We start from the raw sequence: 18805 nt of genomic DNA, 5'->3' as shown, positions 1-18805 counted from the left end.
GTCACGCGTCCTCGCGGCGCAGCACACCGCGTACCCGGCTCGGCCGGGCCGGTTTCGGCCCGTCGTCGTTCGGCCCGTCGTTCCTCGCGTCGGCGGGGGCTGGCCTCGACGGCTCGGCCGGCTCCGGCGGCGCGGCGTCGGCCGGCTTGCCCGGCACGACCTCGGCCTCTATGGCGGTGGCGTCCCCGGCCTCGATGGCCTTGCGTTTGCTGCCGATACGGTCCCGGATGCCCGGTCGCTTGCCACCGAACAGTGGTTCGGCGCCGGGAAAGAACTCGCCCATCACCTTGTCGGTGATCCGCGACGCGTTGAACTCCTCCACCTTCTCCGAGTTCATGAGCGCGCTGAGCGCCAGCAGGCTGGCCTTGGTGTTGTTCTCCCGCTCCTCCTGCTCGCGGTCGAGTATCGGTGTCGGGTCGCCGCCCGTGGTGGCCATGACGTGGGCGAGCATCTCCTCGCGGCCGCCGTGTGCCACGGGCCGCATTCCTTCGCGCTTCATCTCCAGCACCCGCAGCTCCCGGTGTGCCGTCACGATCTCGGCCACGTCCTGGGTCGTCACGGTGACGGCGAACCCGGAGAGACGTACGCCGTCCGGCGAGTACGCGCGTTGCAGCGCCGAGGAGATCGCCACCTCGGCGTCGGCGGGGTGGAGGGCGTCGTAGCGCATGCTGATCGGCCTGATTTGCCCGACCAGCCAGCTCCGCAGGGCATCGGCCATGTCCCGTATCCCGTCTCGCACGGTGGCGACGGGATCGGTGACCTGGCACCCGCATGTGACCGTCACGGTGAAGGGGAACGAGGCGTCGGCACTGGGCGTGGTGAAAGTGCACCCGATCCCGCGGTTGGCCACGTCCACGCGGTGCAGGAGCGTGTAGTTGCCGGTGTGCGCGTCGGGAATCCGCTGTCCGGCCGTGACCACCACCGGCTCGCCGTGTGCGCGTTCCAGCACGATCGCGGTGCCCATGACGGGCCCACGCGGCGCGGAGGCACGCAGACGCTTGAGGGAGAGGGACTCCAGGATCGGGTTGTAGGTCTGGTTCACGAGACGAGTTCGCCTTCCTCGACGAGTTCGGAGTGGAAGTGGCGGGCGGAGCTGGACGGCTCGTCCTGGTCCTCGGCCCATTTGTCGAGCAGGTGGCACAGGCGGCGGTAGTCCTGGTCGCCGCGGTCGGCGATGCCGGCGAGCAGGTCGAGCACGTCTTCGGTGAGTGCCGGATCGCGGTCCGTGGCCCGGACCCAGCTCCGCAGCGCCTCGGCCGCCATGTCCCGCACCGGCTCGCAGTCGAGCGCCCGGCCCCAGAGCTCCGGCAGCTCGTCCCGGAGGTCCGCCATCGAGTGCATCAGCACGGGCCGGTCATGGGCGGGCGTACCGGCGGGGCCTTCTTCGCCCGCCACGAAGGCGAACACGGTGAGCGCCTTGACCATCGGGTCGTCGGTGAGCCGCCCGTCGGTCCATTCGAGCAGGGCCTCGATGACGGGGCCGGCACGGCCTGCGGCCAGCAGCTGGTGGGTACTCACCGCGACGGGTTCGAGCAGGTCCCAGCCGCCCTCGTCGACGAGCGTGTGGAACACCCGCAGCGCCCGCGCCGGGTCGGCGACGCCGAGCGCGCCGCCCGCCGCGGTCGCCGCGGTCGCGGGCAGCGCCGGTTCGTCGTCGTAGCGAACCTGTTCGGCCCACAGCTCGACGTACCGCCAGAACTGGTCCGGCCTGCCGCTCACACTGCCCGCCACGTTGAGCCCGGTCGCGGCGCTCTGGCGCAGGATCGGGGAGTTGTTCGCGGCCCAGGGCAGGAAGAAGTGATGGAGGCCGTGCTGGAGGTCACGGGCCGCGAGCAGGCCGGCCGTGGTCGCCGCGCGGGTCCGCACCTCGAGATCGGGGTGGTGGGCGAGTTCGTCGAGCCAGCCGAGGATCTGCTCGCGTGCGCCGTCCAGCTCGTACCAGGTGAGCGCGAGGACCGCGGCACGCAGGCCCGCCTGCCGGAAGTGCACCACGCGCGGCCCGTCGTCGGGCTGCACGACCTCGATCCAGGACCGTTCGGCCAGCAGGCCGCGTAGGTAGCGTGGGGCCTTGGCGGTTCCGGAGCCGCCGAGCCTGCGGTAGAGCGACACCGCGGCGTCGGAAACGGAGAGGTAGCCACAACCTTCGAGTGCCGCGGTGGCCAGCGCGAGTGCGATGTCGGCCGCGTCCGGATCGGCGCCGAGCCATTCACGCACCCGTTCCTCCGGGTCGCGGAACCGGGCGACCACCGTGGACAGCTCCGCGCCGGTACGCAGTGCCTCCCCGATCGCCTTCGCGGCCCGGACGGCGAAGTACGGGTCACCCCGCTCGTCCAGGAGCTCGTCGAGACCGGTGCCGGTCAGGCGCTCGTCCAGCTCGGCCTCGGTCAGCCAGCCGTGTTCTGCGAGCGACCATCGGCGCATGACCTCGCCCGGTGCGGGGAGGTCCAGGTCGGTGATCACGAAGTCCGACCGGTTGGTCGCCGTGGCGAGGCTGCCGCGCACCGGACCGGTCACGATCACCAGATAGCTGCCGTGGGCGCGTGCCTGTTCCGCGGCGTGGGCCAGCCATTTCTCGTCGAGCGACTCGGCCGCGCACCTGCCGCTCGGGCCGGGCAGGTCCCGCACGAGGTAGGCGCTCTCGCGTTGTGGTGGCTGCCAGGCCATGTTGCCGAGCGCCGCGCCGCTCAGCTCGATGAAGGCCGGGGCCATGTTGTTGCGCCGCAACACTTCCACCATCGTGGCGTGTGCGCGTGCGTCGCGACCGGTGCGCGCCCGGTCCGCGATCACGAGCAGGTGGTGGAGGTCGAGCCGCTCGACTCCGGACTCGAAGTCGAGCGGAGGCACATAGCGTTCGTACTCCGCGACGAACTCGCCGGGGTCGCGCCGGATCTTCGCTGACCGCCGGGCCGCGCCCGTGCGGGTTCCCGGCCCGGACGTGAAGTCGCCCGCGACCGTGAAGTCACCGCTGAACAGGTTGACGTGGGTCACGCCGGACGTCCGGGAGATCGCCTCGGCGATGATCTGCTCGACGCGCTTGCTCTGCTCGGCGGCGTCGCCGTGCCGCAGCTTGTTGACCGCCTCGTCCCGGGTCGGCGGTGTCGCCGGTTCCGCGGAGGACGGTTTCGGGCCTGCCGGCGGCTCGTCCGCGCCCTTCGCCTTCTCCTCACTCACTGGGAGTCTCCTGTCCCCAGCGGCCATCCGGGCCCGTGAAAGCTCGGGCCGGCGTGGAAGGTGTCGACGGTGAGGTCACGGATGTCGTAGTGGCTGGCGTGGTCCCGGTAGGTGGCGGTCCGCGTCGGCTCGTTCGCGGGCGCCGGCGGGGTGAGGTCGGCGAGCGCGGGGATGAGCCTGCGCAGCTTGGTCTCCAGCCGGTCCAGATCCGGTCCCGCGGTGCGGAACCGAAGCTCGATGTCCTGGCGCGTGGCGAGCACCCGCAACTCGGGGGGCAGGTCGTCCACGGCGGGGCGCGGAACGCCAAGGCGTACCGGGATGACGTCCTTGCCGAGCCCCAACGCCAGCAGGATCTCGCGCCGGACGTAGTCCTGCGGATCGTCGATCCGCCGCCGGCCCGTTCCGTCCACGGCGGACAGCCAGTGCCGTCCCATGATCACCAGTAGGGCGGTCGAGCGTTCGACGGCGTCCAGCATCTCCTGTTCCCACGCCGCGCCCAACTGAATGGACTTGGAGGCGAAGAACACCGCCTCGGGACCGAATCTGGCCGACAGTTCGTGGTCCAGCATCGCCACCCCGAAGGGTTCGTCGGCGCTCCGGTAGTTGAGAAAGACATGCGTCACTGGCTGTGCACCTCGCGCGGAAGTAATTCATTGGATCGGAGTATTGACTTCGTCACCCATCGATGGGGTGTGACAACGCGTCATCTTTGGCGTGGCGGTCCGGTCTTGGCAACCGCTACTCGGAAGTAATTAGGTGTTTCCTGTTTCCTTCTCACGCTGTCCCGTGAATGTCCCGCGTGCTGTCCCGCGAGACATTCACGGGACAGTCGCACTCCGGATTTCCGGCGCGTACGCGGGTGATTAGTCTTGTCGTCACTCCGGGCCGGCCTGTTTCACTTTTCGTGTCACGCCTCCGACGATGAGCGGCGTCCGGTGACTGGGTGGGAACAAAAGGAACGGACGCAGGCCCGGGTTATCGGTCGTGCGGTGGAAAGGGGGAGTCCGATGGTGCGCGCGCCGGATCTGTTCGGACCTCGGTTGCGGGCGTTGCGTGTCGCGAGACAGCTTTCGTTGACCGAGTTCGCCAGGAGGCTCTACTACAGCAAGGGATATGTGAGCCGGATCGAGACCGGTAAGGCGCGGCCGTCCGTCGAGTTCGCCCGGCGCTGCGACATGGAGCTCGACACCGACGGCGCGCTCGCCACGCTCGTGGCCGCGTCCGCGGCGCAGGAACCCGAACCCGAGCCCGAGGACGACGAAGCCCTGCTCATGACGATGGCGCCCGACTGCGTACGCCCGGTGGGACCGCGGAACACGGTGGCCGGTGCGGCGGAGGTGTTGGCAGGCCGGCCACCGGGCACCTCGTCGGCCGAGACCGGCGCCGAGCAGCTCACCTACCTCACACAGCTCCTCGCCACGATGCGCGGGCTCGGCCAGGTGGCTCGGCCGGAGACGGTTCTGCCCGTGTTGGCGGGGCAGGCGCAGGCACTGCGGCTGCTCGCGAACCGGGCGCGTGGCGTGGACGCCCGCAGGGTCGTCGCACTGTTCGCGCGAACCGCCGAGTTCGCCGGGTGGATGGCCCAGGAAGCCGGGGACGACCGGACGGCGATGTGGTGGACCGGACTGGCGGCAGGCGCCGCGGACGCCGTGGACGACCAGCACACGGCGACCTACGCGTTGGTGCGCAGAGCCTCGATCACTCTCTACCGGGGGGACGCGCGGGCCACCGTCGCTCTTGCCCGTCAGGCACAGGCCGGTTCCGGGATCGCGCCCCGGGTGCGGGGCCTCGCCGCACAACGAGAGGCGCAGGGGCATGCGCTCGCCGGTGACCGTTCCTCGTGCCTCCGTGCGCTCGACGTGGCGCGGCGCCATCTCCTCGCCGCGGACACCGTGGACGACCGGGCGATGGTGATCGGCACCTCGTTCGTGCTGGATCCGGTGACCGCGGTGACCGGGTGGTGCCTCCTCGACCTCGGGCGCCCGGCCGAGGCCGTCGCCGTGCTCGACGAGCAGGTGGCCAGGATCGCGCCCGGTGCGTTTCGGGCACGGGCACGGTTCGGTGTTCGGCTGGCGCTCGCACACGCGGCGACGGGCGAGGTGGAACGGGCCTGCGGTGTCGCGGGAACGATGCTCGAGCACGCCACGGCGATCCGCTCGGCCACCGTGCGCGCGGACGTGGCCCGCCTCTCGACCACGTTGCGGCGTTTCTCACGCCATCCCGCTGTCCGTGCCGTCGCGCCGGCCTTGGCGGTGGTGCTGCACCCGGAGGCCGGCTGAGCCGGCGATGCGTGGTGTGGCCGGTCAGCCCGCCGCGGGGCCGAGCGGCAGGCGGACCGACCGCGCGCCCCGCAGGTCCAGCCACGCGTCGGTCGGCGTGCGGACCAGCCTGGCCAGCACCGCCTCGCAGGTGGCACAGCGGGCCACCACACCGGGTCCCTGGTCGTACACCTGGGCCTGTGCGAACGGGCCGCTGTCGCCGCAGCCCGCGCACGTCAGCACGGCCGTCGTGATGTCGACACCCAGTGCCTCGGCGAACATGCCGGCCGCCCCGTTTCCGTCGATGTGCATCTCATCCTCCGGTCGGGCCGAAACGTTCCGTGCGGATGCTGGCCGGATCCTGGCCCCGGGCCAGCAGCAGGTCCGCCACCGTTTCCACGAAACCCGTCGGGCCACAGACGAACACGCGTGCGCCGGTCGTGTCCGGCAGGTCGGCCGCGGTGATCCGGCCCGCGGGCCGTGTCGAGGTGCCGGCCCTCGTGTACAGCAGCCGGACCGGCACGTCGGAGGCCGCCAGCTCGGCCTCGTAGTACACGTCGGCCGGGCCGCGAACCGAGTACACCAACGTGAACGGGGCGGTGCTGCCCACCCGGGCCCGTTCGCGGAGCATCGCCATCAGCGGGACGATGCCCGAGCCGCCCGCGACCAGCACCACCGGCGCGGTCTCCGCCGCGCGCCAGGTGAACCAGCCGCCGACGGGACCGCGGACCTCCAGCTCGTCGGTCGGCAGCAGCTCGTCGACCAGGTACGGCGAAACCTCACCGTCGATGACGCGCTGCACGGTCAGTTCGATGCGTTCCCCGGACGGGGGAGCCGCGATCGAGTAGCTGCGGTACGCGCTGTACCCGTCGGGCGCCGTGAGCTTCACGTCCACGTGCTGGCCCGCCTCGTGCCCCGGCCAGCCCGGCACGTCGAGGACGATCGTCCTGGCCACCGAGGTCTCCGAGCGCACCGCGAACACCCGGGCGGCCAGCCACGGCGAGCGGCGCCGGACGAGGGGCTCAGTCATCCGTGTAACGCTGCTCGCGCCACGGGTCGCCGTAGTTGTGGTACCCGAGGGTCTCCCAGAAGCCGGGCTCGTCGTCGTGGCGCAGGTCAATGCCGGTCACCCACTTGGCTGACTTCCAGAAGTACAGGTGCGGCACCAGCAACCGGGCCGGGCCGCCGTGCTCGCCGGGCAGATCCTCGCCGTCGTAGCGGTAGGCGAGCCACGCCTTGCCGTCCAGCAGGTCCTCCAGCGGCAGGTTCGTCGTGTAGCCGCCGTAGGACCGGACATACGCGTAGTCCGCGGCCGTCTCGACGCCGGAGAACAAGGTGTCGAGCGAGACGCCCTGCCACGTGGTCGCCAGCTTCGACCATCTCGTGACGCAGTGGATATCCACGGTGGGTCGTTCGCTCGGCAGGGCGAGCATTTCGCGCCACGTCCAGGTGTATTCCGCGCCGACCTCATTGCTGATCGTGAACTTCCACCGGTCGAGATCGATCCGTGGGGTGGGCCCGGCCTGCAGAACGGGAAAGTCCCGGGTCAGGTACTGCCCGGGCGGCAGCTCAGCGGCGGCCGGCTCGCGGCGGCCGTGGAATCCCCTGCTCACGATCACCGCAACGACGCTACCCGGCCGGGGGCGAGGCCACCATATCCAACATCAAGGCGGCATTATGGGCTCGTGCGTACCGTCGACAGGGGTTACCCCAAGGGCCGGATCCGCCGGGAGGACATCCTCACCGCGGCGGTCGCCGTCTACGGCGAGGCCGGGTACCACGGGTCGTCGCTGCGGGAGGTGGCCAAGCGGGCCGGCATCACCCACGCCGGGCTCCTGTACTACTTCCCGACCAAGGAGGCCCTGCTCGCGGCCGTCCTGGAACGGCGGGACGCGGACGACGCCGTGCGGCTGCGGCTCAACGAGCCGCCCGGCCGCGAGGTCCTCCGGCACTGGATCGCGCTGGCGGAGTACAACGTCGCCAACCCCGCCATCGTCGAGCTGTACTCGCGGCTGGCCGCCGAGGCGGTGGCGCCGGACCATCCCGCGCACGACTACTTCGTGCGCCACTACCGGATCGCCCGCCGCTCCGCGTACGAGTCGTTCCGGGTGCTGGCCGAGCGCGGCGAGCTGCGGCAGGGGGTCGACCCGGCCGTCGCCGCGCTGACCTACATGTCGCTGTCGGACGGTCTGCAGGTGCAGTGGCTGACGAAGCCCGACGAGGTGGACCTCGTCGGGGCACTTCGCCACTATCTCGACAGCGTGCTCGTCCAGCCGCTCTAAAGCGTGCTGGCGCGCGGGTCCCAGCCGGCGGGGATCGCCGGTGGGATCGCCACCGTGCTCTCCACCGTGACCCGCTCGCCCGTGTCGATCGACTCGTCGATGGCCAGCATCGCGTCGAGCACGTGGTAGGCCAGCTCACCCGACGCCCGCTCCGGCACCCCGGCCCGGATGGCCCTGGCCAGCTCCACCACGCCGGTGCCACGGGACGACACGTGACCGTCCGCCGGCACCTCCACCAGCTCGTCCGCCCCGATCCGGTGCACGAGCGTCGTCCCGTCGAAGGTGTTCGGGTCCGGCAGCACGGCCGCGCCCTGCGCGCCGGTCACCTCCAGCATGGTCCGCCGTAGCGCCGAGTCGAAGCTCAGCACCAGCTGCGCCGACCCGCCCCGCTCGAAGTCGATCAGCGCGGTCACCGTGGTCGGGACCGTCACGGGGAACTCGGTGCCGGCCCGCGGCCCCGAGCCGATGACCCGGGTCTCGCGGGCCCGGCCACCCGCCCCCGTCACCCGGCGGATCGGGCCGAGCAGCTGCACGAGCGCGGTCAGGTAGTACGGACCCATGTCCAGCAGCGGCCCGCCGCCGGTCTGGAACAGGAACTCCGGCGCGGGATGCCAGCTCTCCGGGCCCGGGGTCTGGAAGATCGCGAGCGCGGTCCGCGCGTCGCCGATCAGGCCGTCCTCGATGGCCCGCCGCGCGGTCTGCATGCCCGGCCCGAGCACCGTGTCCGGCGCGCTCGCGACCCGCAGGCCCTTCTCCGCGGCGGCGGCGAGCAGCTTGCGGCCGCTCTCCCGGTCCAGCGCCAGCGGCTTCTCCGCCCACACGTGCTTGCCGGCGTCGAGCGCCGCGAGCCCGACGTCGACGTGGGCGGCCGGGATCGTCAGGTTCACCACCAGCTCGACCTCCGGGTCGGCCAGCAGCTCGGCAACCGAGCCCGTACTCGGCACGCCGTGCTTCTCGGCCTGTGCCGCCGCCCGTGTCAGGTCCAGGTCGGCGATCCGCAGTACCCGCAGGTCGGGGAACGAGGTGAGGTTGCGCAGGTACTCGTCGCTGATCACGCCCGCGCCGATGAGGCCGACGCCGACCGGCCCCGCGCTCATCGGGCCGCCCCGTTCAGGTAGGCGTAGCTCGCGGCGAGGCCGTCGAAGATGTCGCCGGCGTAGGCGTCGAACTCGATGATCCGCAACGCGTCCGGCGCCGCGGCCAGCACGTCGGCGACCGGCACCCGGCCCTGCCCGGCGGGCACCTGGCCCGACGCGTCAGTGGCGAGGTCGCCGTCCTTGACGTGCAACGCGACCACGCGCTTGCCGAGCCGCTCCAGCAGGGCCGGTGCGTCGGCGCCACCCGCGGCGGCCCAGTACGTGTCGACCTCGATCACGAGCTCGGGGTCGAGCTGGTCGGCGAACGCCTCCAGCGCGGTGCGTCCGCCGATCGTGTTCTTGGCCTCCCACCAGTGGTTGTGGTAGCCGACGGTCAGGCCGTGGTCGGCGGCCTTCCTGGCGGCGGCGTTGAGCGCGGTCGCGATGGCCGCGATGTCCGCCTCGTCCTCCCACTGCTCCGGCGGGGTGAACGGGTCGATGACGGTGCCGACGCCACACGCGACCGCGGCGGCGAACACCTCCTCCTGGTCGACGCCGACCAGCTTGGCGTGGGCGGTCGGCGCGGTCAGCCCGTGGTCGGGCAGCGCCGACCGCAGGACGGCGGCGTGCTCGGCGAGCCCGAACGGTTCGACCTGGGTGAACCCGATGTCTACGAGGCGCGCGAGCGTGCCGGTGGGGTCGGCGGCGAACGCCTCTCGGACGGAGTAAAGCTGCACGGACGTTGTGCTCATGGCCATCTTCTCCCCTGAACGAGTGGACAGCGTGGAAGCGCTCCCACAGAGATTTCTACCATGTGGTAGAAATTGTCGCTACCCTGCCGCCACAGCCGTGCCATGGCTTCGATGATGGACTCCGCCAAGCTCCTCGGCAGAAGGGTCGACCCAAGGCGGACGCATGGGCATGGCAAAGCAGCCGTGCCGGCGGCGTACGCGACTGATAGCGCGCTACGCGGTCATCGACCTGCGCGGGGAAACCCGACCCGGTCGGCGGTGAGGGCGCGGCAGCAGAGCCGGGCCGACGGCGACCAGGGGTGAACGGCGACCAGGGGTGAAGCCCCGCCCGGGCGGGGTGTGGGGGTGAGAAGACCGAGGGAACTCGTGCGAACAAGGCCTCCCCGGCGGCGTGCCCTACCGACGCCAGGAGGTGCGCTGGCGGACGCGGGTGCCGATGAGCACGATGATCAGCAGCGCGCTGATGCCGAGCAGCCACAGGCGCTCGGTCTCGGCGACGTGGTTGCCGACGAACGCCATCGCGACGAACGCGATCACGGTGATCCAACCGCCGATCTCGCGGCCCCGGGGGAAGCGGCCGTGCCAGCCCCATGCCGCCGACGGCTCCTCGTGCGGGTCGACCGCGTTGCTGGGTCGCTTCTCGAGCGCTCCGCCTGCCACGTCCCCTCCTCAACATCAGCTCGGGCCGGGGCTCATGCTCCCACACGCCCCGGAACGGCGTGGTCGAGGGCACTCGGGAACAATGTGCCCCGATGACCAAACGCACCGTGCTCGTACTGGGCTCCACGGGCTCGGTCGGCGTCCAGGCGTTGGACGTCGTCGCGGCCAACCCGGACAGGTTCGACGTCGTCGGCGTGGCCGCCGGGGGCGCCGACCCTGAGGCGCTGGCCGCGCAGGCACTCACCCACCGCGTCCGCGCGCTCGCCGTGTCCAGGGCCACCGCCGCCGAGGACGTGCAGCTCGCGCTGTACGCCGAGGCCCAGCGGCGCGGCTACGACCGGGGTGACTTCGAGCTGCCCCGCATCCTCGCCGGGCCCGAGGCGGTGACCACGCTCATCGCCGAGACCCCGGCCGACATCGTGCTCAACGCCATCACCGGCTCCCGTGGCCTCGCGCCGACGCTGACCGCGCTCGACACCGGCGCCACGCTCGCGCTGGCCAACAAGGAGTCGCTGATCGCGGGCGGCTCGCTCGTGCTCAGGGCCGCCAAGCCGGGCCAGATCGTGCCGGTCGACTCGGAACACTCCGCGATCGCGCAGTGCCTGCGTGGAGGTCACCCACACGAGGTTGCGCGGCTGGTGCTGACCGCGTCCGGCGGGCCGTTCCGCGGCCGGCGGCGGGATGAGCTGGCGAATGTGGGCGTCGAGGCCGCCATGGCGCACCCGACCTGGGACATGGGCCCGGTCATCACGATCAACTCGGCGACGCTCGTCAACAAGGGGCTCGAGCTGATCGAGGCGCACCTGCTGTTCGCCGTCCCGTACGAGCGGATCGACGTGGTCGTGCACCCCCAGTCGATCATTCACTCGATGGTGACGTTCACCGACGGGTCGACGCTTGCCCAGGCCAGCCCGCCGGACATGCGGCTGCCGATCTCGCTGGCGCTCGGGTGGCCGGACCGGGTCCCCGGCGCCGCCCGCCCGTCGACCTTCGGCGAGCCGGCCGCGTGGACGTTCGAACCGCTGGACGACGACACCTTTCCCGCCGTGCGGCTCGCGCGCGCGGCAGGCACGGCGGGCGGTTGCCTGCCGGCGATCTACAACGCCGCGAACGAGGAGGCCGTCACGGCCTTCACGGAAGGACACACGGCCTTCACCAGGATTGTGGACACTGTTCAAGACGTCCTCGACGACGCAGACGGCTGGCGCCATGAGCCGGGCGGCGTCGACGAGGTGCTCGCGGCTGAGGAGTGGGCCCGCGCCCACGCGCGTGAGCTGCTCGCCACAGGAAGGAACTGAACGTCAGTGCTCGCTTGGTTGTTGGGCGTCGTGCTGTTCGCGCTGGGGATCTGCGCGTCCGTGGCACTACACGAGGCTGGGCACATGGTCGCCGCCAAGGCCTTCGGCATGAAGGTGCGGCGGTACTTCATCGGCTTCGGCCCGAAGATCTGGTCCTTCCGGCGCGGCGAGACGGAGTACGGCCTCAAGGCCATCCCGGCCGGCGGCTTCTGCGACATCGCCGGCATGACGGCACTCGACGAGGTGACCCCCGAGGAGGCGCCGCGGGCGATGTGGCGGTTCCCGACGTGGAAGCGCTTCGTCGTGATGGTCGCCGGCTCGGTGACGCACTTCATCCTCGGCTTCATCATCCTGTACCTGCTCGCCGCGACCATGGGCCTGCCGAACGTGGCCGGCACCCCGGTGATCAGCGGCACGAACTGCGCGGCATCGACCCAGAACCCGAAGACCGGGGAGTACGCCGAGTGCGGCTCGAACGACCCGGCGCCGGCCCGCGACGCCGGCCTGCGGCCGGGTGACGAGATCATCAGCGTCGACGGCAAGGCCACCCCGACCTGGTCGGACGTGGTGACGCGGGTGCAGAAGCTGCGGGGCGACCACAGGTTCGTGATCCTGCGGGACGGCGTCGAGCGCACGGTCACCATCGACATCCCGACCGTCAAGCGGCTGGCCCCGGACGCCAAGATCGGCGCGAACGACAACAAGCTGGTCGACGTGGGCGCCATCGGCGTGACCAGCACCCCGATGTACCACTACAACGCGGCCACCGCATTCGGCGGCTCGATCGAGTTCACCGGCACCATGTTCGCCCGCACCTGGGAGGGCATCATCGCCTTCCCACAGAAGATCCCGAAGGTCATCCAGGCCATCGGCGGCGGGGAGCGCGACCCGGACACCCCGGTCAGCGTGGTCGGCGCGAGCATCATCGGCGGCGACGCGGTCGAGCAGGGCGTGTGGGAGCTGTTCCTGCTCCTGCTCGCGACGCTGAACTTCTTCGTCGGCGTGTTCAACCTGCTGCCGCTGCTGCCGCTGGACGGCGGGCACATCGCGATCCTGTTCTACGAGAAGATCCGCGACTGGCTGCGCAGGCTGCGGGGGAAGCCGGCCGGCGGCCCGGTCGACTACACCAAGCTGTCGGCGGTGACCATGGTGGTGATCTTCCTCGGCGGGGCCGTGGTGTTGCTCACTGTGACCGCGGACATCGTGAATCCGATCCGAATAGGGCAGTAGCCGCACCTGAACAGGCCATCGAGGTCACACCCGTGCGTCGGATGGCCAACGATGTGATGGGTAGCCTGGTGTCATGAGCGAAGTGATGCTGGGCATGCCCGACACCCCGCCTCCCGTGCTGGCGGAGCGGCGCAGGACCAGGCAGTTGATGGTCGGTCGGGTGGGCGTCGGCAGTGACTTCCCGATCTCGGTCCAGTCGATGACCACGACGCTGACCGCGGACGTGAACGCGACCCTGCAGCAGATCGCGGAACTGACCGCGGCGGGGTGCGACATCGTGCGGGTGGCGTGCCCGTCCGCCGACGACGCCGAGGCCCTGCCCGCGATCGCCGCGAAGTCGCAGATCCCGGTGATCGCGGACATCCACTTCCAGCCCAGGTATGTGTTCGCCGCGATCGAGGCCGGTTGTGCGGCGGTGCGGGTGAACCCGGGCAACATCAAGAAGTTCGACGACAAGGTCAAGGAGATCGCGGAGGCCGCCCGCGACCACGGCACCCCGATCCGCATCGGGGTGAACGCGGGCTCGCTCGACCCGCGGCTGCTCAAGAAGTACGGCAAGGCGACCCCGGAGGCACTGGCCGAGTCGGCGTTGTGGGAGGCGTCGCTGTTCGCCGAGCACGACTTCCACGACATCAAGATCTCGGTGAAGCACAACGACCCGGTGGTCATGGTGCGGGCGTACGAGCTCCTGGCCGAGCAGTGTGACTATCCGCTGCACCTCGGGGTGACCGAGGCGGGTCCGGCGTTCCAGGGCACGATCAAGTCGGCGGTGGCCTTCGGTGCGCTGTTGCGGCAGGGGATCGGTGACACGATCCGGGTGTCGCTGTCCGCGCCGCCGGTCGAGGAGGTCAAGGTCGGCGCGCAGATCCTGCAGTCGCTGAACCTGCGGCCCCGCAAGCTGGAGATCGTGTCGTGTCCGTCGTGCGGGCGTGCGCAGGTGGACGTGTACAAACTGGCCGACGAGGTGACCGCGGGCCTGGAGGGCATGGAGGTCCCGCTGCGTGTCGCGGTGATGGGCTGTGTGGTGAACGGTCCTGGCGAGGCCCGCGAGGCCGACCTCGGGGTGGCGTCGGGCAACGGCAAGGGCCAGATCTTCGTGCGGGGCCAGGTCATCAAGACCGTGCCGGAGCACCAGATCGTGGAGACCCTCATCGAGGAGGCCATGCGCATCGCCGAGGAGGCCGGCGAGACGGACGGGGCGGGCTCGCCGACCGTCACGGTCGGCTGACCGCACACGGGCATGGCCGACACGCCATCACCCTGACCGGCCGAGCCTCACGACCTCAGGACCGCGTACCGGAGGAGGACCGCGCCGGACGGGAAGGTGCGGTTCTCCGCCAGCTCCAACCTGATCCACCTGTCCAGCGTGGGGAAGTACGGCGTCCCGCCGCCGACGGCGGTCGGGGTGACCACCACGTGGAACTCGTCGACCAGGCCCGCCCGCACCAGCGGCGCCGCCAGCGTCGCGCCGCCGACCTCGATCGGGCCGTCGGTCTCGGCCTTGATCCGGCGTGCGACCTCGACCACGTCACCGCGCTCCAGCCGCGAGTTCCAGTCGACCTTGTCGAGGGTCTTCGAGAACACGACCTTCGGCAGCGCCCGCCACAGCCCGGCGAACTCGGCCTCGACCGGTGCCGCGTCCGGGTCCTGGTCGGCGGTCGGCCAGTACGCCGACATCAGCTCGTACAGCTTGCGCCCGTACAGCGACACCGCGACCTCGCGCGCGCGGTCGTTCCAGTACCGGTGCAGCTCGGGATCGGGTTCGCTCCAGGCGATCCCGCCGTCCTTGTCGGCGACGTAGCCGTCCACCGACACACCGAAGCCGTAGATCAGTCGTCCCATGGCGGTACAGCCTGCCGGACCGACCGGAACTCGTCATGGACCTCGCGGATCTCCACCGTGTCGCTCGGCGCCCGCCTGCCCCACTCCGCGGCGGTCGCGGGGGAGTCGACCTCCACCAGCCAGAAGCCCGCGGTCAGGTCGCCGGACAGCAGCACCCCGGCCCGCACCAGCTCCTCGTGGTAGCGGCCCATGGCCGGGACCTCGGCGGGATCGGCGGGTTCGGTGAGGATGAGGAAGCGCATGGCGTGCTCCGTTCCGGCGAAGAGGACCTCCACCGGCACGTCGAGCCAGATCACGGCATATCGACAGGTCGGGAGCGAATTCCGCGTGTCACGGCCCTCGGCTGTCTTGGCGGGCGCTCATCTGGCACGCTGGTACCCGTGTTGCGGCTTGCGGGTGCACGGCTGCTCGATGAGCGGGATCGGTTGGCCGTGCGTGCGATGCTCATGGCGGATCCCGTCGCGTCCTGCATGGTGGCGTCGCGGATCGAGAACCTCGGCATGGACCCGTGGCGGCTCGGTGGCGAGCTGTGGGGCTGCGAGCCCCGGAGCTTCCGCGGCGGTCGCCTCGACTCGCTGTGCTTCGCAGGTTCGAACCTGATCCCGTTGCAGGGCAGCCGGTCCGCGCTGCGTGCCTTCGCCGACCGGGCGTTGCGCCGGCGGCGCATGTGCTCGTCGGTCGTCGGGCCCGCCGAGCAGGTGCTCGGGCTGTGGTCGGAGCTGGAGCTGGACTGGGGACCCGCCCGCGAGGTCAGGGACGACCAGCCGCTGATGGCCACCGCCAAGGCGCCGGTCATCGAGCCCGACCAGCTGGTGCGGCCGGTGCGTCCCGACGAGCTGGACCGGTACCTCCCGGCCGCGATCGCCATGTTCATCGAGGAGGTCGGCGTCGACCCCCGGGCGGGTGACGGCGGGGCCAGCTACCGGGCCCGCGTCGCCGAGCTGATCGCCGCCGGGCGCGCGTTCGCCCGGTTCGAGGGCGGGGACGTGGTGTTCAAGGCCGAGATCGGCGCGCTGTCGTCGGCCGTCGGGCAGATCCAGGGCGTGTGGGTGCACCCGGACCGGCGCGGGCACGGCCTCGGCTCGACGGGCACGGCCGCGGTGGTCGACCGGCTGGTGCGTGGGCTGGGCCGCACGGCCAGCCTGTACGTGAACGCGTACAACGTGGTCGCCCAGTCCGCCTACAAACGCATCGGATTCACACAGGTCGGGCAGTACGCCACGGTCCTCTTCTAGTTTGCGGCATACTCGCCGCCGTGCGCGTCACCCGTTTGCTCACAGCCCTGACCCTGCTCGTGCCGCTCGCCGCATGTAGCTCCGAGCCGGAACCGGGGGACGCCGCGAACGCGTTCGCCGCCGCGTTCGCGAAGGGCGACCTCAAGGCCGCGTCCGGTCAGACCGACTCACCGGACGCCGCCAGCAAGCAGCTGTCCGCGGTGCGCAAGGCACTCGAGCCGAAGTCGGTGTCGGCCGAGGTCAAGGGCGTCACCCAGGGCGACGGCTCGTCGACGGCCAACGCGACGTACCGGGTCAGCTGGGACCTCGGCGGGAACCGCACCTGGTCCTACGACAGCCATTTCGAGCTGCGCGACGACGACGGCTCGTGGAAGGTGCACTGGAGCCCGACCGTCATCCACCCGAAGCTGGCGCAGCAGCAGGCGATCGCCGTGCAGGGACAGCAGCCGGAGCTCGCGCCCGTGCTCGACCGCGACGGCGGTGCCGTGCTCTCGCCGAGCCGGGTCGTCTCGGTGCTGCTGGACAAGGCCAAGGCGGGCGACGTGAACGCGGTGGCCGGCGCGCTCGCGACCGCGCTGTCCGGCATCGACAACACGATCACCCAGCAGGCGATCCTCGACGGGGCGAACAAGACGCCGGCCGGTCAGCCGTACCAGGTGGCCGCGCTGCGGCAGAGCAACTACGAGACGGTCAAGCCGGCCATCTACGACCTGCCGGGTGTCCGGTTCACGTCCTCGCCCCGGCTGCTGGCCGACGACAAGGCGTTCGCGCCGACCGTGCTCCCGGGGATCCGCAAGGTCGTCGAGGCGGACCTGACCGGCAAGGCCGGCTGGCGGGTGATCACGACCGACTCGACCGGTGCGGAGGTCGAGGAGCTGTACTCGAAGGCCCCCCAGCCGGCGACGGCGGCGACCACGACGTTGAGCATCGGCGTGCAGAACGCGGCGCAGGCGGCGGTCAACACCGAGGCGACGCCGTCGATGATCGTCGCGATGCAGCCGTCGACGGGGGAGCTGCTGGCGGTGGCCCAGAACGCGCCCGCGGACGCGCAGGGCCCGGTCGCGCTGATGGGCCGGTACCCGCCGGGCTCGACGTTCAAGATCGTGACCGCGACGGCGGCGCTGTCGGCGGGCAAGGTCACCGGCGCGTCGCCGGTCGGCTGCCCGGCCACGATCACCATCGACGGCCGGGAGATCCCGAACGCCGGCAAGTTCGACAAGGGCACCATTCCGCTGTCGACGGCGTTCGCGGTCTCGTGCAACACGACGTTCGCGCAGCTGGCGTCGGAGATGGGACCGTCGGACCTGACGAACGCGGCGAAGAACTACGGGCTGGGCGTGGACTTCGTGATGCCGGGCGCCACGACGGTGACGGGCTCGGTGCCGGCGGCGTCCGGGATCGTCGAGCGCGCGGAGGACGGGTTCGGCCAGGGCAAGGTCGTCGCGAGCCCGTTCGGCATGGCGCTGGTGGTGTCGGCCGTGGCGTCGGGCAAGATGCCGGCGCCGTCGCTGCTGCGCGGCTCGTCGACGAAGGCGGACGCCACGGTGCAGCCCGTGTCGCCGCAGGTCCTGGACGGCGTGCGGGCGATGATGCTGGAGATGGCCCGGTCGACGCCGGCGCTGGCGGGGTTCCCGGAGGTGCGGGGCAAGACCGGCACGGCGCAGTTCGGCGACGGGACGCACTCGCACGGGTGGTTTGTCGGGTACCAGGGCGATCTGGCGTTCGCGGTGCTGCTGACCGACGTCGGCACGTCGGCGAAGGCGGTGGCAGCCGCGACCCGGTTCCTTGGCGGGCTGTCCTAGGGTGGAGGCATGCCTGTTCGTGCCCCGTTGAAGCCCGGCGTCCAGTCGCCGCGCCGTCCCGTACCGGCCTCCATCCCGCGGCCGGAGTACGTGGACAAGCCGGCGCCCGTCCGCAACGTCGAGCCGTGGGTGCAGACGGACGAGACGATCGAGGCCATGCGGGTGGCCGGCCGGATCGCGGCGCAGGCACTGGCCGTGGGTGGCGAGGCGGTCAAGCCGGGCGCGGCGACCGACGACATCGACGCGATCGTGCACGAGTTCCTGCTGGACCACCACGCGTACCCGTCGACGCTGGGTTACCGGCACTTCCCCAAGTCGTGCTGCACGTCCCTCAATGAGGTGATCTGTCACGGCATCCCCGACACGACCCGCATCGAAGACGGCGACATCGTGAACATCGACGTGACGGCGTTCATCGGCGGCGTCCACGGCGACACGAACGCGACGTTCCTGGCCGGTGACGTCGACGAGGAGGTCCGCCTCCTGGTCGACCGCACCCGCGAGGCGACGATGCGCGCGATCAAGGCGGTGCGCCCTGGTCGCGCGCTGAACGTGATCGGCCGGGTTATCGAGTCCTACGCGAAGCGGTTCGACTACGGCGTGGTCCGCGACTTCACCGGCCACGGCATAGCCAGGTCCTTCCACAGCGGCCTGGTGATCCTCCACTACGAGGAGCCGAAGGTCGAAACCGTGATCGAAAAAGGCATGACCTTCACGATCGAGCCCATGATCACCCTGGGCGGCATCGACTACGACATCTGGAACGACGGCTGGACCGTCACCACCAAAGACAAAAGCTGGACCGCCCAGTTCGAACACACCCTGGTGGTAACCGACACAGGCGCCGAAATCCTAACCCTCCCCTAACCACCCCAACCCCCGCGAGTCCCGCGAGTCCCGCGTTCAAACACCCCGAGTCCCGCGTTCACGCACCCTGAGTCGCGAGTCCCGCGTTCGTGCATCGCGAGTCCCGCGTTCGCACATACCGAGTCGCGCGTTCGGACATACCGAGTCGCGCGTTCGGACATCGCGTCGCGTTTGAACACCGCGAGTCCCGCGTTCAACCATCGCGAGTCCCGCGTTCGCGCACACCGAGTCGCGCGTTCGCGCATAACGAACTGCGGTTTCGTGCCGATCTTGGCCCGGGCTGGACCGGCCAACCCCCCTCCAGCTCAGCCCAGCCCGGGCTGAGCTGAGCG

The 18805-nt window shown here is 70.9% G+C and carries 19 protein-coding genes; 8 read left to right on the top strand and 11 right to left on the bottom strand.

The window, feature by feature from the left end:
* Position 1: 1 nt before the first annotated feature.
* The 3 genes from VET29_RS04165 to VET29_RS04155 are packed head-to-tail and all read right to left on the bottom strand — an operon-like array spanning position 2 to position 3794.
* Entirely contained in the window at positions 2-1042 is a 1041-nt protein-coding gene (locus VET29_RS04165) for a hypothetical protein (RefSeq protein WP_324914854.1), read from the bottom strand.
* A complete protein-coding gene (locus tag VET29_RS04160; protein WP_324914852.1) occupies positions 1039-3171 on the bottom strand; it encodes a hypothetical protein in 2133 nt (710 codons plus the stop codon). Before VET29_RS04160 ends, VET29_RS04165 begins: the two co-directional genes overlap by 4 nt.
* A complete protein-coding gene (locus tag VET29_RS04155) occupies positions 3168-3794 on the bottom strand; it encodes a toll/interleukin-1 receptor domain-containing protein (RefSeq protein ID WP_324914850.1) in 627 nt (208 codons plus the stop codon). Before VET29_RS04155 ends, VET29_RS04160 begins: the two co-directional genes overlap by 4 nt.
* 384 nt (positions 3795-4178) lie before the next feature.
* Here VET29_RS04155 and VET29_RS04150 point away from each other — a divergent pair, with 384 nt between their 5' ends.
* On the top strand, positions 4179-5450 hold the full coding sequence (locus tag VET29_RS04150; RefSeq protein WP_324914848.1) for a helix-turn-helix transcriptional regulator: 1272 nt from the start codon (positions 4179-4181) through the stop codon (positions 5448-5450).
* A 24-nt stretch (positions 5451-5474) separates the two neighbouring features.
* Here VET29_RS04150 and VET29_RS04145 read toward each other — a convergent pair whose 3' ends face one another.
* Genes VET29_RS04145 through VET29_RS04135 form a run of 3 tightly spaced genes read right to left on the bottom strand, consistent with a single transcriptional unit; the run spans position 5475 to position 7045 of the window.
* Positions 5475-5741, bottom strand: coding sequence for a DUF6510 family protein (locus tag VET29_RS04145; RefSeq protein ID WP_324914846.1), 267 nt, complete (start codon positions 5739-5741; stop codon positions 5475-5477).
* A 1-nt stretch (position 5742) separates the two neighbouring features.
* Complete coding sequence (locus VET29_RS04140; RefSeq protein ID WP_324914844.1) at positions 5743-6459, bottom strand: ferredoxin reductase; 717 nt, start codon at positions 6457-6459, stop codon at positions 5743-5745.
* Complete coding sequence (locus VET29_RS04135; protein WP_349256441.1) at positions 6452-7045, bottom strand: sulfite oxidase-like oxidoreductase; 594 nt, start codon at positions 7043-7045, stop codon at positions 6452-6454. The genes VET29_RS04140 and VET29_RS04135 overlap by 8 nt, the downstream gene beginning before the upstream one ends.
* 69 nt (positions 7046-7114) lie before the next feature.
* Here VET29_RS04135 and VET29_RS04130 point away from each other — a divergent pair, with 69 nt between their 5' ends.
* Positions 7115-7711 (top strand): TetR/AcrR family transcriptional regulator, encoded by a 597-nt coding sequence (locus VET29_RS04130; RefSeq protein WP_324914840.1) that lies wholly within the window; start codon positions 7115-7117, stop codon positions 7709-7711.
* Here the strand turns inward: VET29_RS04130 and VET29_RS04125 are convergent.
* The 3 genes from VET29_RS04125 to VET29_RS04115 form a co-directional block, all read right to left on the bottom strand.
* Entirely contained in the window at positions 7708-8808 is a 1101-nt protein-coding gene (locus VET29_RS04125) for a Gfo/Idh/MocA family oxidoreductase (protein ID WP_324914837.1), read from the bottom strand. The genes VET29_RS04130 and VET29_RS04125 overlap by 4 nt on opposite strands.
* On the bottom strand, positions 8805-9539 hold the full coding sequence (locus VET29_RS04120; protein WP_324914835.1) for a sugar phosphate isomerase/epimerase family protein: 735 nt from the start codon (positions 9537-9539) through the stop codon (positions 8805-8807). The genes VET29_RS04125 and VET29_RS04120 overlap by 4 nt, the downstream gene beginning before the upstream one ends.
* Before the next feature lie 396 nt (positions 9540-9935).
* Positions 9936-10199 carry a DUF2631 domain-containing protein gene (locus VET29_RS04115; RefSeq protein ID WP_324914832.1) on the bottom strand — a complete coding sequence of 88 codons (264 nt, stop codon included), beginning with the start codon at positions 10197-10199 and terminating at the stop codon, positions 9936-9938.
* Between the two features lie 92 nt (positions 10200-10291).
* On the opposite strand from VET29_RS04115, the gene dxr reads away from it, so the two are divergent.
* From dxr to ispG, 3 genes are all read left to right on the top strand, one after another.
* Entirely contained in the window at positions 10292-11497 is a 1206-nt protein-coding gene (gene dxr, locus VET29_RS04110) for a 1-deoxy-D-xylulose-5-phosphate reductoisomerase (RefSeq protein WP_324914830.1), read from the top strand.
* Positions 11498-11503: 6 nt separating this feature from the next.
* A complete protein-coding gene (locus VET29_RS04105) occupies positions 11504-12727 on the top strand; it encodes a site-2 protease family protein (protein WP_324914828.1) in 1224 nt (407 codons plus the stop codon).
* Between the two features lie 73 nt (positions 12728-12800).
* On the top strand, positions 12801-13955 hold the full coding sequence (ispG, locus tag VET29_RS04100) for a flavodoxin-dependent (E)-4-hydroxy-3-methylbut-2-enyl-diphosphate synthase (RefSeq protein WP_324914826.1): 1155 nt from the start codon (positions 12801-12803) through the stop codon (positions 13953-13955).
* A gap of 47 nt (positions 13956-14002) precedes the next feature.
* Here ispG and VET29_RS04095 read toward each other — a convergent pair whose 3' ends face one another.
* Together VET29_RS04095 and VET29_RS04090 are read right to left on the bottom strand one after the other, a co-directional pair.
* Positions 14003-14569, bottom strand: coding sequence for a dihydrofolate reductase family protein (locus tag VET29_RS04095; RefSeq protein WP_324914823.1), 567 nt, complete (start codon positions 14567-14569; stop codon positions 14003-14005).
* The gene (locus VET29_RS04090; RefSeq protein ID WP_324914821.1) at positions 14557-14865 is read right to left on the bottom strand and encodes a hypothetical protein; all 309 of its coding nucleotides are present in this window, start codon (positions 14863-14865) and stop codon (positions 14557-14559) included. Before VET29_RS04090 ends, VET29_RS04095 begins: the two co-directional genes overlap by 13 nt.
* A gap of 84 nt (positions 14866-14949) precedes the next feature.
* Between VET29_RS04090 and VET29_RS04085 the strand changes: the two genes are divergently transcribed.
* Genes VET29_RS04085 through map form a run of 3 tightly spaced genes read left to right on the top strand, consistent with a single transcriptional unit; the run spans position 14950 to position 18473 of the window.
* Positions 14950-15804 carry a GNAT family N-acetyltransferase gene (locus VET29_RS04085; RefSeq protein ID WP_324914819.1) on the top strand — a complete coding sequence of 285 codons (855 nt, stop codon included), beginning with the start codon at positions 14950-14952 and terminating at the stop codon, positions 15802-15804.
* Positions 15805-15824: 20 nt separating this feature from the next.
* A complete protein-coding gene (locus VET29_RS04080) occupies positions 15825-17606 on the top strand; it encodes a penicillin-binding transpeptidase domain-containing protein (protein WP_324914816.1) in 1782 nt (593 codons plus the stop codon).
* 9 nt (positions 17607-17615) lie between these two features.
* Positions 17616-18473 (top strand): type I methionyl aminopeptidase, encoded by an 858-nt coding sequence (gene map, locus VET29_RS04075; protein WP_324914814.1) that lies wholly within the window; start codon positions 17616-17618, stop codon positions 18471-18473.
* Positions 18474-18805: the final 332 nt, after the last annotated feature.

Source organism: Actinophytocola sp., assembly GCF_035634895.1.
GTDB lineage: Bacteria > Actinomycetota > Actinomycetes > Mycobacteriales > Pseudonocardiaceae > Actinophytocola.
Note: the sequence above shows the minus strand (reverse complement) of the source record. Positions and strands in the feature narration are given on the sequence as shown.